The sequence below is a fragment of the Devosia sp. genome (assembly GCF_017307495.1).
Classification (GTDB): Bacteria; Pseudomonadota; Alphaproteobacteria; order Rhizobiales; family Devosiaceae; genus Devosia_A.
Window position 1 is genome coordinate 154,058 of sequence record NZ_JAFKHE010000019.1, and the last position, 16,219, is coordinate 170,276.

15 protein-coding genes and 1 other RNA gene are annotated in these 16,219 nt (G+C 66.1%); all 16 read left to right on the top strand.

The features are described from left to right. Positions 1 to 141 precede the first annotated feature (141 nt). The 16 genes from katG (at position 142) to J0I99_RS12575 (ending at position 16,174) form a co-directional block, all read left to right on the top strand. On the top strand, positions 142 to 2,328 hold the full coding sequence (gene katG / locus J0I99_RS12500; protein WP_291397963.1) for a catalase/peroxidase HPI: 2,187 nt from the start codon (positions 142 to 144) through the stop codon (positions 2,326 to 2,328). 205 nt (positions 2,329 to 2,533) lie between these two features. Next, on the top strand, positions 2,534 to 3,664 hold the full coding sequence (locus J0I99_RS12505; RefSeq protein ID WP_291391965.1) for a DUF2336 domain-containing protein: 1,131 nt from the start codon (positions 2,534 to 2,536) through the stop codon (positions 3,662 to 3,664). 142 nt (positions 3,665 to 3,806) lie between these two features. Further along, complete coding sequence (locus J0I99_RS12510; RefSeq protein ID WP_291397966.1) at positions 3,807 to 4,769, top strand: metalloregulator ArsR/SmtB family transcription factor; 963 nt, start codon at positions 3,807 to 3,809, stop codon at positions 4,767 to 4,769. After that, positions 4,766 to 5,665, top strand: a complete 900-nt coding sequence (gene metF / locus J0I99_RS12515) for a methylenetetrahydrofolate reductase [NAD(P)H] (protein WP_291391967.1) — start codon at positions 4,766 to 4,768, stop codon at positions 5,663 to 5,665. Before J0I99_RS12510 ends, metF begins: the two co-directional genes overlap by 4 nt. Positions 5,666 to 5,796: 131 nt before the next feature. Then, on the top strand, positions 5,797 to 6,543 hold the full coding sequence (locus tag J0I99_RS12520; RefSeq protein ID WP_291397968.1) for a hypothetical protein: 747 nt from the start codon (positions 5,797 to 5,799) through the stop codon (positions 6,541 to 6,543). A gap of 121 nt (positions 6,544 to 6,664) precedes the next feature. Next, a complete protein-coding gene (locus tag J0I99_RS12525; RefSeq protein ID WP_291397970.1) occupies positions 6,665 to 7,363 on the top strand; it encodes a DnaJ family molecular chaperone in 699 nt (232 codons plus the stop codon). A 56-nt stretch (positions 7,364 to 7,419) separates the two neighbouring features. Continuing rightward, positions 7,420 to 7,804, top strand: an RNA gene (rnpB, locus tag J0I99_RS12530) — RNase P RNA component class A. A gap of 69 nt (positions 7,805 to 7,873) precedes the next feature. After that, positions 7,874 to 8,149, top strand: a complete 276-nt coding sequence (locus tag J0I99_RS12535) for an AbrB/MazE/SpoVT family DNA-binding domain-containing protein (protein ID WP_291391970.1) — start codon at positions 7,874 to 7,876, stop codon at positions 8,147 to 8,149. Beyond that, the gene (locus J0I99_RS12540; protein WP_291397972.1) at positions 8,142 to 8,540 is read left to right on the top strand and encodes a PIN domain-containing protein; all 399 of its coding nucleotides are present in this window, start codon (positions 8,142 to 8,144) and stop codon (positions 8,538 to 8,540) included. Before J0I99_RS12535 ends, J0I99_RS12540 begins: the two co-directional genes overlap by 8 nt. Before the next feature lie 111 nt (positions 8,541 to 8,651). Then, positions 8,652 to 9,638 (top strand): 16S rRNA (cytosine(1402)-N(4))-methyltransferase RsmH, encoded by a 987-nt coding sequence (rsmH, locus tag J0I99_RS12545; RefSeq protein WP_291397973.1) that lies wholly within the window; start codon positions 8,652 to 8,654, stop codon positions 9,636 to 9,638. After that, entirely contained in the window at positions 9,635 to 10,009 is a 375-nt protein-coding gene (locus J0I99_RS12550; RefSeq protein ID WP_291391973.1) for a hypothetical protein, read from the top strand. The genes rsmH and J0I99_RS12550 overlap by 4 nt, the downstream gene beginning before the upstream one ends. Then, positions 10,010 to 11,734: a penicillin-binding protein 2 gene (locus J0I99_RS12555; protein WP_291397975.1), complete on the top strand. Its 1,725-nt coding sequence runs from the start codon at positions 10,010 to 10,012 to the stop codon at positions 11,732 to 11,734. 22 nt (positions 11,735 to 11,756) lie between these two features. Beyond that, entirely contained in the window at positions 11,757 to 13,196 is a 1,440-nt protein-coding gene (locus J0I99_RS12560; RefSeq protein ID WP_291397977.1) for a UDP-N-acetylmuramoyl-L-alanyl-D-glutamate--2,6-diaminopimelate ligase, read from the top strand. Positions 13,197 to 13,199: 3 nt separating this feature from the next. Next, entirely contained in the window at positions 13,200 to 14,624 is a 1,425-nt protein-coding gene (gene murF / locus J0I99_RS12565; protein ID WP_291397979.1) for a UDP-N-acetylmuramoyl-tripeptide--D-alanyl-D-alanine ligase, read from the top strand. Positions 14,625 to 14,647: 23 nt separating this feature from the next. Continuing rightward, a complete protein-coding gene (gene mraY, locus J0I99_RS12570) occupies positions 14,648 to 15,733 on the top strand; it encodes a phospho-N-acetylmuramoyl-pentapeptide-transferase (protein ID WP_291397981.1) in 1,086 nt (361 codons plus the stop codon). Between the two features lie 135 nt (positions 15,734 to 15,868). Continuing rightward, the gene (locus tag J0I99_RS12575) at positions 15,869 to 16,174 is read left to right on the top strand and encodes a GIY-YIG nuclease family protein (RefSeq protein WP_291397983.1); all 306 of its coding nucleotides are present in this window, start codon (positions 15,869 to 15,871) and stop codon (positions 16,172 to 16,174) included. Positions 16,175 to 16,219: the final 45 nt, after the last annotated feature.

A 16,219-nucleotide genomic window follows, 5' to 3' on the forward strand; every position in this document is an offset into this window, starting at 1 on the left:
GCCTTATCGTTTGATCTGGGTCACAAGCCTGGAACAATTCCAGACTAACGCTTGCGCAAGCACGCGTCCGATGGTTCGCGCAGCGCACTCACGGCACGTCGGGGAAAATCAGGCAGACATCGAGACGAACGGAGACAGATCATGGAAGCAGCAACCGAAGGTGGCGCGGGCAAGTGCCCGGTTCCGCACGGCGGTGCAGGTCGCACCAATCGTGACTGGTGGCCGAACCAGCTGGATTTGTCGGTGCTGCACCAGCACACGGCGCTCTCGAATCCGCTCGGGCCGCTGTTCAACTACGCCGAGGAGTTCAAGAAGCTCGACCTTAAGGCGCTGAAGGCCGACCTGACCGCGCTCATGACGGACTCGCAGGACTGGTGGCCGGCCGACTTCGGGCACTATGGCCCGCTGTTCATCCGCATGGCCTGGCACAGCGCCGGCACCTATCGCATCGCCGACGGTCGTGGTGGCGGCGGCGAGGGGCAGCAGCGCTTTGCGCCGCTCAACAGCTGGCCGGACAACGTCAACCTCGACAAGGCACGGCGCCTGCTGTGGCCGATCAAGCAGAAGTACGGCAACCGGATTTCCTGGGCCGACCTGATGATCCTCGCCGGCAACGTTGCGCTCGAGTCGATGGGCTTCAAGACGTTCGGCTTCGGCGGCGGGCGTGCCGACACCTGGGAGCCCGAGATGGACATCTACTGGGGCAAGGAGGGCGAGTGGCTCGCCGACGAGCGCTACTCTGGCGAGCGTGACCTCGAGAACCCGCTTGCGGCGGTGCAGATGGGGCTCATCTACGTCAATCCGGAAGGCCCGAACGGCAACCCGGACCCGCTGGCCTCGGCGCGCGACATCCGCGACACCTTCGGCCGCATGGCGATGAACGACGAAGAGACCGTGGCGCTGATCGCCGGGGGCCACACCTTCGGCAAGACGCACGGCGCGGGCGACGCGAGCCTCGTCGGTCCCGAGCCGGAAGCCGCTGACCTCGAGGAGCAGGGGCTTGGCTGGGCGAGCAAGTTCGGCACCGGCAAGGGTGGCGACACGATCGGCAGCGGCCTCGAGGTGACCTGGACCTCCACGCCGACCAAGTGGAGCAACAACTTCTTCTGGAACCTGTTCGGCTACGAGTGGGAACTGACCAGGAGCCCGGCCGGCGCGCAGCAGTGGGTGGCCAAGCACGGCATGGGCGCCAACACCATTCCGGACGCCCATGACCCGTCCAAGCGCCACGCGCCGACCATGCTGACGTCCGATCTCGCGCTCCGCGTCGATCCCGTCTACGAGAAGATTTCGCGTCGGTTCTTCGAGAATCCCGATCAGTTCGCGGAGGCTTTTGCGCGCGCCTGGTTCAAGCTGACGCACCGCGACATGGGCCCGAAGGTCCGCTACCTCGGCCCCGAAGTGCCGGCTGAAGACCTGATCTGGCAGGATCCGATCCCTGCCCTCGACCATCCGGTGGTCGATGCTGCCGATATCGCGGCGCTGAAGGCGAAGATCCTCGCGACCGGCCTGTCGGTATCGGAACTGGTGAGCACGGCCTGGGCCTCGGCCTCGACCTTCCGTGGTTCCGACATGCGCGGCGGCGCCAACGGCGCGCGCATCCGGCTCGCCCCGCAGAAGGATTGGGCGGTCAACCAGCCTGAGCAACTGGGCAAGGTGCTGGGCGCGCTCGAGGCCATCCAGACCGAGTTCAACGCGGCTCAGAGCGGCGGCAAGAAGGTGTCGCTCGCCGACCTGATCGTGCTCGCTGGCGGCGTCGGCATCGAGAAGGCCGCCAAGGATGCCGGATTTTCCGCCACCGTGCCGTTCACGCCCGGTCGCATGGATGCCACGGCGGAACAGACCGACGCGGCCTCGTTTGCGCCGCTGGAGCCGACCGCCGATGGCTTCCGCAACTATTCGGCCGGGAGCCAGCGCCTCACGCCCGAGGAGAACCTGGTCGATCGCGCGCAACTGCTCGGGCTGACGGCGCCGGAGATGACGGTGCTGGTCGGCGGACTGCGCGTCCTCAAGGCGGGCAATCCCCAGCACGGCGTGTTCACCGGCCGGCCCGAGACGCTGACGAACGACTTCTTCGTCAACCTGCTCGACATGGCCACAAGGTGGAAACCGGCCGACGACACGCACAGCGTCTACCAGGGTGTCGACCGGGCGACCGGTGAGCCGCGCTGGACTGCGACCCGCGTCGACCTGATCTTCGGCTCGCACTCGGTGCTCCGCGCCCTGGCCGAAGTCTATGCCCAGTCCGACAATGCCGAGAAGTTCGTCCAGGACTTCGTCGCGGCCTGGGTCAAGGTGATGAACGCCGATCGGTTCGACCTCGCCTGAGTCGTCTCGATGGGGCAGGCGCGATGCCTGCCCCACGGCTTTGCCGATCCGCCTCGGGAACCTGCCGAGGCGGTGCCCGCACTGTCTACAAACCCTTCGATTTTGCGTGGCATTTGAATCAAACGTGCGGGCTTGCCTTCAGCGCATGCACTGAACTGGCGCTCCAAAGTCACCCCTACGTCGGCAGAAGCCGGAGGGAAGTGACATGACTGAGATGGAAGAGGGCACGACGAAAGCCTTCTCGACGTTCAGGGTCCTGAACGGTGATTCCAACATCGTGGAACGCGAACAGCTGTTCCGCAACATGGCCCAGCTTTATTCGTATGTGTCGGATCGCTGCGACGACGAGCAGGTCGCGCAGTACGACGAGGTGCTGTGCCAGCTGGCCGAACTGGTCGAGGCCGAGGCGCGTGCCCACGTGGCCAAGCTTCTCGCGCCGCTTGACCGGGCACCCGGCAACGTCGTGGTGAAGCTCGCCAATGACGAGATCGAGGTAGCGCAGCCGCTGCTCGAGTTCTCCAATGTGCTGAGCGACGACGACCTGATCGAGATCATCGCCAGGCAGTCCGAGGCGCATCGCGTCGCCATCGCCGGCCGCCAGCAGGTGACCGAGCGGGTGGGCGACGCCATCGTCGAGCACGGCGAGACCGACTCGGTGATCCGGCTGGTGCGCAACACCAACGCCGAACTCGGCCAGCAGGCGCTGGAGCGCATCGCCGGGCGTGCCGCCCAGGATGCCGCGCTTGCCGCCGATCTGCGGGGGCGCACCGACATCGACTGGAAGGCGCTGAGCTCGAGGATCGACGCCGTCGGCGACAAGGTGCGCGAGACGATCGAGCAGATCGATCCACGCGTCGACCCCGTCACCGTCGGCAAGGTACAGGCGGTGGTCTACAACCGCATGCGCAACCGCGCCGGCTTCTCCAGCCAGGAGTGGAAGGTCGCCTACAACCAGGTTAAGGCGCTGTCGGACCGCAAGCAGCTCGATGAGCGCGCGCTGATCCGCTTCGCCCGCTTCGGCTACGGCCACCACACCGCTGCCGCGCTGACCATGCTGCTGCGCGTCGGTCCGGAAGTGTTCGTGAAGTGGCTCGCCATGCAGGACTACGTGGCGATCACCGTGGCGCTGCGCGCGCTCGGCATCCAGCCCGACCTGTTCGAGGCGATGATCGCCTCCATGCCCTGGCGCGACCTGCCCAGCCAGGCCGAGCTGCAGAACGTGCGCAAGCGCTTCGAGGCCCTCAGCAAGGACGAGGCCGTCGGCATCTTCGAACTCTGGCGCACCCATGCCTTCCGCCGCCGCCTGCCCAACGAGGACTCGGTCGGCGCCGCCTGACTACCCAAAGTCTGTCGAACCAAACTCGCGGCGGCCGGCAACGGTCGCCGTTTTTTTGCTGGCGGCCGCCTCCACCGGCAACAGGCCCTTGTGCAGTTCGCCTCAACGGATATAAAGATATCTTTATGTCTCGTGAGGCTCGATGAACGATACAGCGGACCTGGTTGGCATCTTGCGCGCGGCGGGGGAAACCACCCGCCTGCGCCTGCTTGCGTTGCTGGCCGATGGCGAGCAGTCGGTCAAGGACCTGACCGAAATCCTGGGCCAGAGCCAGCCACGCGTCTCGCGCCACCTCAAGCTGCTCGCCGACGCGGGGCTCATTGACCGCAATGCCGAGGGCGCCTGGGCCTACTACGGGCTGGCGGCGGACGGGCCGGGGGGCGATCTCGCGCGCTGGCTGATCGCGCGGGTTTCGCCCGACGACCCGGATCGCGCCCGCGATCGCCAGCGGCTCGAAGGGGTACGGTTGCAGCAGGCCGAGCAGGCGGCGGCCTATTTCGCCAAGGTGGCCGACAGCTGGGACCTGCTGCGCAAGCTCCACGTGCCGGAGGAGGCAGTGGAAGCGGCCATCGTCGCGGCGCTTCACGGCAGGGTGGTGGACACGCTGATCGACCTGGGCACGGGCACGGGTCGCATGCTCGAACTGCTCGCCGGGCACTACCGGCGGGGCATCGGGATCGATGCCAGCCGGGAGATGATCGCGGTGGCGCGCGCCAAGCTGGCGCAATGCGCCATCGGCCACGCGCAGGTGCGGCTGGGCGATATCGCCGACCTCGATGCCAGCGCCGGGCGGGCCGATGTCATCGTGATCCACCAGGTGCTGCACTATTTCGACGATCCGGGCCGCGTGCTGCTGCAGGCGCGGCGCGCGCTGAAGCAAGGCGGCGAGATGCTGATCGTCGATTTCGCGCCGCACGCGCTCGAGTTCCTGCGCACCAATCACGCCCATCGCCGGCTCGGCATGTCCGAGGCGCAGATGGCCGGCTGGGCCAGGGCGGCGAACCTGTCCGTCGCCGGGCTCGAGACTTTCCCCCCGACCAATCCCGCCGAAGGCCTGACCGTGTGCCTGTGGCGCCTTATAGACGAGACGGACCGACCCCGATGAGCACCGACTACACCGATCGCCCGAGCCGCCGCAGCCCGGACGCCCGGCCCGATTTCCGCGTCTCGTTCGAATTCTTCCCGCCCAAGACCGATGTCATGGAGGAGCGGTTCTGGGACTCGATCCACAAGCTCGCGCCGCTCCATCCACGCTTCGTCTCGGTCACCTATGGTGCCGGCGGCTCGACCCGCGAGCGCACGCTGCGCATGGTCAAGGAAGTGAAGGCGCAGACCGGCGTCGACGCGGCGGCGCATCTCACCTGCGTCGGTGCGTCGCGTGACGAGGTCGACGCCGTCGTGCGCGGCTACCAGCAGGCCGGCGTGTCGCGCATCGTCGCCTTGCGCGGTGATCCGGCCGAAGGCATCGGCCAGCCGTTCACGCCGCACCCGCAGGGCTATCGGGACGCCGCCGATCTCGTCGCCGGCATCCGCGGGATCGGCGATTTCGACATCTCCGTCGCTGCCTACCCCGAGAAGCACCCGCAGAGCCCGAGCTGGCAGGCGGACATCGACAACCTGAAGCGCAAGCTCGATGCCGGGGCGACCCGCGCCATCACGCAGATGTTCTTCGACAACGACGACTACTTCCGCTTCGTCGACCGGGCGCGGGGGGCGGGGATCACGGCGCCGATCGTGCCGGGGATCCAGCCGATCCACTCGTTCAAGCAGATTTCCGGATTTGCCGCGCGCTGCGGCGCGTCCATTCCCGGTTGGGTGGCCGACCGGTTCGAGGGACTGGAGGAAGACCCCGAGACCCATGCGCTGGTCGCATCGGCGGTCGCCGCCGAACAGGTGCTGGAACTGGTCGACAACGGCATCACGGAGTTCCACTTCTACACGCTGAACCGTTCCAACCTGGTGCTGGCGCTGGCGCGACTGCTGGGCTATCGGCCCGACTGACATTCAGCGTCCGTTCAGCTCCCTTCAGGCATCGCTCATCCTCGGGGCAACCCCGCGGCCATAACATGGCCACGTTATTTGGCTTCCGTCCCGGGCGAGGGGGACGGGGCAAAGTTGAAGGACAGCAGCCTATGAAACTCGATGCCAAGGTGAAGGGCGGACTGGCTTGGGCCGGCCTGGTCGTCATCCTCGCGGTGCCCGCCGCTGACATGATTTTCGGCAAGCCGGATGGCAACACGGCCGCCACGGCGGTGACCGCCGATGCCCCCGCCGGAACCGCCGGCGTTCGGGCCCCGGCGCTCGCGCCTGCCGTCGCAACGGACTCGATCCAGACGGCCAGCGTCGAAGGCGACGCCGCGGTCGACAGGTTCGTCAAGTCCGGCAAGAAGCTTCCGTCCTATATTTCCGACGCCGACCAGGTCCAGCCCGTCGCCACCACGCCCGCCGTCAAGGCGCCGGCGGTGAAGCCGCCGGTGGCCGTAACAGCTCCGGCTGCGGTCGCCACGGCGCCGGCAGCAACGCCGCCCGTGCCGCTGCCGCGCAGCGCCCGTCCGTCGACGACGCAGGTCGCCGCTCTCCCAACGGAAGAGAAGCCGCTGATCATCGACGAGACCAAGGTCCAGCAGGATCAGGCCGCCGTGGAGCGCTTCCCGCTCAGTGACAGCGGTCGGGACGTGGTCACTTCCGACCAGTTGGAGGAATGGGATTCGGGCTCGCTCGCCGACTATCTCGAGCGCAAGGGTCTGATGAGCGGAACCCCGTCGCAAGGATCCGGGTCGCAGGTCTCCGGTGACTACGATCCGAACGGGTTCTATCTCGATGAGGGACCCAATCAGGTGAAGCGACCCAAGCGGAATCTCGACTTCTTCCTGTTCTAGTTTCCATCGGCCGCCCCCGGGCGGCCGAACCTTGTTGGGGGCGACGATGCAATCAGCCGCATGCCTGAAGGCTGCCAAATCGGCACTCGGCGGTTATGGTGCGCCCCGATTGGAGAAGCGCATGTCGGTGTGGCAGCGATTGGCGGCATTGATGGGGTCTGCGTCCGAGCGCACGGGTCTGGTCGGCTCGTTCGTCAACGCGCTCGACCCCGACAACTGGCTGCCCGGTGGCCGCGATGCTGCCTTCACGCTGGCGCTGATCGCGCTCTCGGCCAAGATGGCGGTGTCGGATGGCGTGGTGACGGCGTCAGAACTGCGCGCCTTCCAGCGCACCGTCGAGATCCCGCCCGGCATCGAGCAGCAGGTCGACAGGCTGTTCAAGCTCGCCCAGCAGGACGTGGCCGGCTACGAGGCCTACGCCAGGAAGATTCGCCGCTTCTTCTCCGATAGCCCGGATACGCTCGAGCACGTGCTCGACGGGCTGTTCTTCATCGCCTCGGCAGATGGCATGATCCATGAGTCCGAGCTCGAATACCTCAAGAATGTCAGTGACATCTTCGGCTTCGACGAGGCCCGCTTCGAGCAACTGACCTCGCAACACGTGCTTTTCGACCGCGGCGCCGATCCCTTCATGGTGCTGGGTCTTGCGCCAAATGCCGATCGCGACGAGGTCAGGCGGGTGTACCGGCTGCTGGTGGCCGAACATCATCCGGACCGGTTGATCGCCAAGGGCGTGCCGGAGGAACTGATCGATGTGGCGACGAACCGGATGGCGGCGATCAACAACGCCTACAACCAGATCATGAAGCGCGCTGCCTAGGCCGCGCGACTCTGGCTGCTTGACGGGGCGCCTGCCGCTCCCCCATATGCGCCTCGCCAGTTGACCGGGTGGCCGCTCCTGTTTCCGTGGGAGAGGAAAGTCCGGGCTCCATCGAAATACGGTGACGGCTAACGGCCGCCGGGGGCGACCCCAGGGAAAGTGCCACAGAAAGCAAACCGCCTGCCTTTCGGGGCCGGCAAGGGTGAAAGGGTGCGGTAAGAGCGCACCGCGGACCTGGCAACAGGGACGGCACGGCAAACCCCACCGGGAGCAAGACCAAATAGGGACGACGCGGGGTTTCGGCCCCAGCTGATTTCGAAGCCGGTCGTCCGGGTTGGTTGCACAAGGCCGGCAGCAATGCCGGTCAAAGATGAATGGTCACCACGTCTGCGCCGCGAGGCGCAGGCCCTACAGAACCCGGCTTATAGGTCAACTGGCACTTCACCTGACCTTGAGGATGGAGCGCCAAGAGTGTATGTATATCCCACTGGGATATACATGAGCGCTACCATGAACAAGCACGATCCATCAGCAGTTCGCGAAGCGGCGGTGTTCAAGTCCAACCGCAGCCAGGCAGTGCGGATACCCAAGGATTTGGCATTCGCCGCCGACGTGAAGCGGGTAACGATCGAACCCACCGAAGACGGTGGGCTCGTGATCAAGCCGGTCAAGGACCCCGCCCAGGCCTGGCGGGACTATCTGCGCAATGGCCCGTTCCTGGCGAAAGATTTCGATCCCAACATTCCTGACCCGCCCCCCTCCGACGATATCGCCTTCGATGATTGAGTATCTCCTCGATAGCGATGTCGCGATCTACATCATGAACCGGCGTTTCCTCGCCGCGGCGGAGCGGTTGACGGACGTGATCGATCGCGTGGGCCTTTCAGCCATCGCATACGGTGAACTCGCGTTCGGCATGGAGTACTCGCAGCGCAAGGACGACAATCTGGCGGCACTCGCGGCTTTTGTCGAACCTTTGCAGATTGTTCCATTCGGCCCCGAGGCCGCCTTGCACTACGGCCAGATTCGGACTGAACTGCAGCGCCAGGGAACCCCCATTGGCTCCAACGACATGCTCATTGCCGCCCATGCCCGCTCGCTCGATGTGACGCTCGTCACCAACAACCGCCGCGAGTTCGATCGCATCCCCGGTCTCAAGGTCGAGAACTGGGTCTAGCGACCTACTTAAGCTCAACAGAATCTTAATCTGGCCCCGTCAGAGTGCGCCGATACCCCATCATTGGGTGGTTGTGTGCCGGTTGCGGCCGGAGTGGAGTTCGGGCGGAAGATGAGCAAGCCGGAGGGCAGCGAGCAGCAGGGGCCGCACGTGCCGGTTCTGCTGGCCGAAGTGCTCGAAGCGCTCGCGCCGCTCGAAGGGGCGCGCATCCTTGACGGCACGTTTGGCGCGGGCGGTTACTCGCGTGCGCTGTTGAATGCCGGGGCCTCGGTGATAGCGCTCGATCGCGATCCGTCGGTGCTGCCGCATGTCGAACGGCTCAGTGCCGATTTTCCGAGTCGATTCAGCTTCGTGGCGGGAACGTTTTCCAATCTGGATGAGCTGGCGGGCGGCCCTGTCGATGGCGTCGTGCTCGATATCGGCGTGTCCTCGATGCAACTCGACCAGGCCGAGCGCGGCTTTTCCTTCATGCAGGAAGGGCCGCTCGACATGCGCATGTCGAGCGAAGGGGAGAGCGCGGCGGAACTCGTGAACGGCCTCGACGAAGCCGATCTGGCCAACCTGCTGTTTGCCTTCGGCGAGGAGCGCAAGTCGCGCCGGATCGCCCATTCGATCGTCGCGGCGCGGGCGAGCCAGCCGATCACGACGACGACCCAGCTTGCGAAACTCATCGAGAAGACCATCGGCCGGAAGCCGGGCGACGCGCACCCCGCGACCCGCAGCTTCCAGGCCCTGCGCATTGCCGTGAACGGCGAGTTCGAGCAACTGGTCGAGGGGCTGTTCGCCAGCGAGCGCCTCCTGACCGAAGGTGGGCGGCTGGCGGTCGTCACCTTCCATTCGCTCGAGGACCGGATCGTGAAGCGCTTCTTCGACCCTGAGAAGGGCGCACCGACCCAGTCGCGGCACCTGCCGCAGGTCACGCAAGAGGCCTCGCGCTGGTCGCCGGTGGCCAAGGCGCGCAAGGCGTCCGACGCCGAGACCGCGCGCAACCCTCGGTCCCGTTCGGCCACCCTCCGCTCCGGCGTTCGTACGGCCGCCGCGGCGCGTTCCCTCAGCTATGCCGGGCTCGGCGTGCCGATGTCGCGGGGTGCAGCATGATCCGGATGCTTAACATCATCCTGTTCTGCACGACGCTCGCGGCGCTGGTGGGCGTCTATGGCCTCAAGTACGCCGTCGAGGACATCGCGTCGGAAAAGACCGCGCTCGAGCGCAAGATCGACCGGCAGACCGGAGAGCTGAGCCTGCTCAAGGCCGACTGGTCCTATCTGAACCAGCCGGCGCATGTCGGGCCGATCGTCGCGCGCCACCAGGAAGCGCTGGCGCTGCTGCCGACCAGCCAGGAGCAGTTCGGCCGCATGGACAACCTGCCGATGCGGCCGGCGGCACCCGATACGGCCGCACTCGACGCGTTGCTGAACTCCCTCGATGCGGGCATCGACCCGATCGAACAACTCATCGAGGCCAACTAGATGGCGATCCTCTCCGTTGGCGCCGAGACGATCTCGCTCGACGGCGGGCGGAAGTCGCGCGGCAACCTGACCAAGGCGCGCATCCGCTGGGTCGTGGCGGCCCTGCTGCTGGTGTTCGCAACGGTAGGCGGACGCCTGATCCAGCTCGGCGCGACGGTCACGGATTCCACCATCGAGGGCGTGGCGCGGGACGTCATCACCGCCAGCCGGCCGCCGATCCTCGATCGCAACGGGCTCGAGATGGCCGTGGACATCCGCGTGCCCTCGCTGTTCGCAGAGCCGCGCCGGATCATCGACGTCGAGGAGGCGGTGCACAAGCTGCGCACCGTGCTGCCCGACCTCGACGAGGACTGGCTGCGCAAGCGCCTGACCGGCGACAAGGGCTTCGTGTGGATCAAGCGCGAACTGACGCCGGCCATCGAGGAGAAGGTGTTCCAGCTCGGCATTCCCGGGCTGGACTTCGTCACCGAGAGCAAGCGGTTCTATCCGTCAGGCGCCGAGGCGTCGCATGTCCTGGGCGCGGTCAACATCGACAACCAGGGCACCATGGGCATCGAAAAGCACATGGACGATGACAGCCTGGCGCTGCTGCAGTCCGTCGGCCTGGCCCGTGGCAACGACCTGACGCCGGTGAGCCTGTCCATCGACCTGCGCGTGCAGCATGCGGTGTACGAGCAATTGGTCGACGCGCTGGCGCGCTACAAGGCCATCGCCGCCGCCGGGGTCGTGATGGACGTGCGGACGGGCGAGATCCTGGCGCTCGTCTCGCTGCCGGATTTCGACCCGAACAACCCCTCGACGCTGTTCCAGGACTATAACGGGGTCAAGAACGACCGCTTCAACCGCATCACCTCGGGCATCTACGAGCTGGGCTCGACCTTCAAGACCATCACCATGGCCGGTGCGATCGACAGCGGCAAGGTCAGGATCACGGACCAGTTCGACGCGCGCTTCGGCGTTCGCTTCGGCCGCTTCACCATCGACGATTTCCACGGCAAGCACCGCATCCTGTCGGTGCCGGAAATCTACAAGTACTCGTCCAACATCGGGACCATCCACGTCATGCAGGCGATGGGCAAGGACGATTTCCGCGCCTTCCTCAGCAAGATCGGCATGGATCAGCCGGTGCCGTTCGAGCTGCCCGAGATGCGCAAGCCCAAGGTGCCGGCCAAGTTCTCCGAGATCGTTGCCGCGACGTCGAGCTTCGGGCACGGCCTGTCGGTTTCCCCGTTGCACATGGTGCGCGCCGTTGCTGCGTTCGTGAACGACGGCAACATGGTGGTGCCCACCATGTACAAGCGCTCCGAGGAGGAGGCCCGCAAGACCTATGTGCCGGTAATCTCGCCCTCGACCAGCGAGGAGATCCGCTACCTGATGCGCCTCAATGCGCTCGAGGGCTCGGGCACGCGGATGAACAAGATCGCCAACGGCTATCGCGTCGGCGGCAAGACCGGCACGGCGGAAAAGGTCGTCGGGAAGTCGTATTCGTCGGACAAGACGCTGAGCGTGTTCGCCTCGGCCTTTCCGCTCGACGATCCACGCTACGCGATGGTCATCCTCGTCGATGAGCCGCAGCGGGAAAACGCGCAATCCGGTACCACGGCCGGCTGGAATGCGGGCGAAGTCACGGGCCGTATTGTTCAACGGGTCGCGCCGATGCTTGGAATCGCGCCCGACTTCAGCGAAATGTTGGATAGTGAACTTGTCCCACCAGAGCTTCGCTGAAGCGATCCGAGAAGATGACAGCGTGCCGTACGCGCTCAGAGACCTGCTGAAGGGGGCTACAGCCTCCGTGCCCGACCTGACGGTCGAGGGCATCAATTCCGACAGCCGCGCCATCCGGGCGGGCGAAGCCTTCTTCGCGCTGCCGGGCACACGCGTGCATGGCGACGGCTTCGCCGCCCAGGCGGTGAGCCAGGGCGCCATCGCGATGGTGACCGATCGCGCGCCCGATGCGGCTCCCGGCGTGCCCGTGGTCGTCGTCGAAGACGTGCGGGCAGCCTATGCCCGGGCCGCCGCGCTGCAGTTCGCGCCACAGCCGCAGGTCATGGTCGGCGTCACCGGAACCAACGGCAAGTCCTCCATCGTCTCATTCGTGCGCCAGATCTGGGCCGCCAGCGGCATCGAGGCGGCGAGCCTCGGGACGGTCGGCGTGGAGACCGGGGCGGGCATCCGGCCGCGCGAGCTGACCACCTCGGACTCATTGTCGCTGCATCGCGATCTCGGCGAGCTCAAGGCGGTCGGCATCGATCACGTCGCCATGGAGGTCTCGAGCCAGGGGCTGGACCAGCGCCGCGCCGACGGCATCCGCTTCAACGCCGTGGCGTTCAGCAACCTGAGCCGCGACCATCTCGACTACCATCTCGACATGGAGACCTACCGCGAGGCCAAGCTGAGGCTGTTCAAGGACCTGATCGCCGAGGGCGGCGCGGCGGTGGTCAACTCCGATGATCCGGAGCACATGCCGTTCCTGTTCGCCGCGCTCGATCGCGGGGCGACCCTGATGACGGTGGGTCGCGAGGGCGCGTTCCTCGAACTGACCGACATCCGCAACGAGGGCTATGGCCAGCGCGTCACCGGCCGGATGGTGGGCGAGCCGGTCAGCTTCCTGCTGCCGCTCACCGGAGCTTTCCAGGTCAACAACGCCGCCGTCGCGCTGGCGCTGGCCGTCGCCACGGGGGCCGAGCCCGCCAGGGCGGTGAAGGCGCTGGAACATCTCAAGGGGGCCAAGGGACGGCTGGAACTGGTGGCGGAGCACAACGGCGCCGCGATCTTCGTCGACTATGCGCACAAGCCGGTGGCGCTGGAGACGGCACTCGAATCGCTTCGGCCCTACGCCAGCCGGAAGCTGAAGGTTGTGTTCGGGGCCGGCGGCGACCGCGACCAGGGCAAGCGCCCGATGATGGGCGATGCGGCCAACCGCCTGGCCGACGACGTCATCGTCACCGACGACAATCCGCGCACCGAGGATGCGGCGACGATCCGCATGCAGATCCTGCTCGCCACGTCGGGAGCGCGCGAGATCGGCGACCGCCGGCTGGCCATCGAGACCGCGGTTCGCGAGCTCGAACCGGGCGACGTGCTGCTGGTTGCGGGCAAGGGGCACGAGGATTATCAGATCGTCGGCACCACCAAGCACCACTTCTCGGATCACGAGGTGGTGCTGGAGACGCTGAAAGGACTCTAGCCCATGCGACCGCTCTGGACCGTCGCCGAGGTCGTTAATGCCACCGGCGGCCACCCGGAGGGATTGTCGGACGGCCCGCTGTCCTCGATTTCCATCGACTCGCGCGACATCGCGCCAGAAGCGCTGTTCGTCGCCATCAAGGGCGACAAGCTCGATGGCCACGACTATGTCGGCAAGGCACTGGAGGCGGGCGCCTCGGCGGCGCTGGTCTCGGAAGCCCATTTCAAGGCTCTGGGCGGCGAGCGGCTGATCGTGGTGCCCGATACGCTCAAGGCGCTGGAAGCGATGGGCATCGCCGCGCGCGCCCGCAACCGCGGCCAGATCGTCGCGGTGACCGGCAGCGCCGGCAAGACCACCACCAAGGAAGCGATCCGCACCGTGCTCGCCACCTTCGGCGAGACGCACTACTCGATCAGGAGCTTCAACAACCACTGGGGCGTGCCGCTGATGCTGGCGCGGCTGCCGCGCGAGGCGCAGTTCGGGGTGTTCGAGGTCGGCATGAACCACGCGGGCGAGATCGCGCAACTGGTCAAGATGGTCCGCCCGCACGTGGCGGTGATCACCACCGTCGCCGCGGCGCATCTCGAGTTCTTCAACTCGGTCAGCGACATCGCCGCCGCCAAGGCCGAGATATTCCTCGGCCTCGAGCCGGGCGGCGCGGCGGTGCTCAATACCGACCACGACTATCTGCACGTGCTCTTCGCCCACGCGCGCGCCGCTGGTGTCTCCAAAGTCGTGACCTACGGTTTCGACGAGAGCGCCGACTGGCGCATCGTCAAGGCCGACCCTTCGCCCAAGGGGACGCTCGCCGAGGTCGTGCACGGGGGCGAGCACTACAACTTCCACCTGCAGGTGCCCGGCCGGCACATGGTGGCCAATGCCGTTGCGGCGCTGGCCGTCGCGCAGGTCTCGGGCGAAGGGACGCGCGCGGCGATCGCGGCGCTCGCCGGGTTCGGCGCGCCCGAGGGCAGGGGACTGACGCTCCGCCTGGGGCCCGGCGACAAGCCGCTGCTGCTCGTCGACGAGAGCTACAACGCCAACGTCGCTTCGATGAATGCGGCCATGGACCTGTTCTCGGGCATCGTGCCACCCGGTGGCAGCAAGGTGCTGGTGCTGGGCGACATGCTGGAGATGGGGCCGCAGGGCCCGCAGCTGCATGCCGGGCTGCTCGGCGCGGTGTTGAAGACCGGCGCTCGCCGCATCTTCCTCGTCGGCGAGGCCATGCGTTCCCTGGCCGAGGCGCTGCGCCGCCATGCCGAGACCGATCGCGACGCGCCCGGTGTGACCCATATGCCCACCGCTTCCGAGATCGCCGACGAGGTGCTCGCGGCGCTTGCCTATGGCGACGCAGTTATGGTCAAAGGATCGAACGGCGTCCGGCTAGCGCAGCTCGTGCAGAAGATCCGCGAGCGCTTCGAGAACGCCTAGGCGACGGGTGGGACACCGACAGCATGCTGTATTTCCTCGGGCAGTTGGGCGACAGCCTCGCCGCCTTCAACGTGTTCCGATACATCACCTTCCGCACCGCCGGCGCCGTGATGACGGCGCTGTTCTTCGTCTTCCTGTTCGGCCCGGGCATGATCGCTGGGCTGCGCCTAAGGCAGGGCAGGGGGCAACCGATCCGCGAGGACGGGCCGCAGGGGCATCTGCTGACCAAGAAGGGCACGCCCACCATGGGCGGGCTGATGATCCTGTCGGGCGCGGTGATCTCGATCCTGCTGTGGTCGAACCTCAGCAATCTCTATGTCTGGGCGGTGCTCTTCGTCACGATTTCATTCGGCGCCATCGGCTTTTATGACGATTACCTCAAGGTCACCAAGATGTCCCACAAGGGCTTCTCTGGGCGCCAGCGACTGCTCATCGAGGCCATCGTCGCGCTGATCGCGGCCTATGTCATGGCGTCGGTCACCGACCCGAAGATCTCGACGCAGCTGATGTTCCCCTTCATCAAGGGCTCGGGCCTGCCGCTGTGGTACTTCTTCTACGTCTTCGCAGCCTTCATCATCGTAGGCGCCGGCAATTCGGTGAACTTCACCGACGGGCTTGATGGTCTCGCCATCGTGCCGGTGATGGTGGCGGCGGCCTGCTTCGGGCTCATTGCCTACCTGGTCGGATCGGCGAACTTTTCCGAGTACCTGCTGCTCAACTACGTGCCCGGCACCGCCGAACTATCGGTGGTGTGCGGAGCGCTGATCGGGGCGGGACTCGGCTTTCTCTGGTTCAACGCTCCGCCGGCGCAGATCTTCATGGGCGATACCGGTTCGCTGGCGCTGGGCGGCGCCCTCGGCGCCATTGCAGTCGCCACCAAGCACGAGATCGTGCTGGCGATCGTGGGCGGCCTGTTCGTGCTCGAGACGGTATCGGTGATCGTGCAGGTCGTCTCGTTCAAGCTGACCGGCAAGCGTGTGTTCAAGATGGCGCCGATCCACCATCACTTCGAGATGCTGGGCTGGACCGAAAGCCAGGTGGTGATCCGCTTCTGGATCATCAGCTTCGTGCTGGCGCTGATCGGGCTGAGTTCGCTGAAGCTGCGCTAGGGGCAGCGAGGCCGGTCGCTCTCTAACCTCCGCCAGATGTCATCCCAGCGAAAGCTGGGATCCAAGTCTCCACTTGCGCAGTTGGGGCGTTGGACCCACCCTTTGCTGGAGCGACAATTCGCTGTGGGGGGCGACTTGGGGAAGACGTACTACGTCTATCTGCTGGCGTCCGGCCGGAACGGGACTCTCTACGCCGGTGTCACGAACGATCTTGTCCGGCGGGTCGCTGAGCACAAGCTGCACCTGTCCCAAGGCTTTACTGATCGCTACGACGTGACGAGTCTCGTTTGGTTCGAGACTCACACCTCGATCGATGCTGCCATCCAGCGCGAGAAGCAGATCAAGACCTGGCAGCGCCAGTGGAAGATCGACCTGTTTCGGCAGATCAATCCGCAATGGGACGACCTCTATCCCGGCCTGACCAAGGGTATCTGGACCTAGCTGGCGGTGATGCACTCCGGTGTCATCCCAGCGAAAGCTGGGATC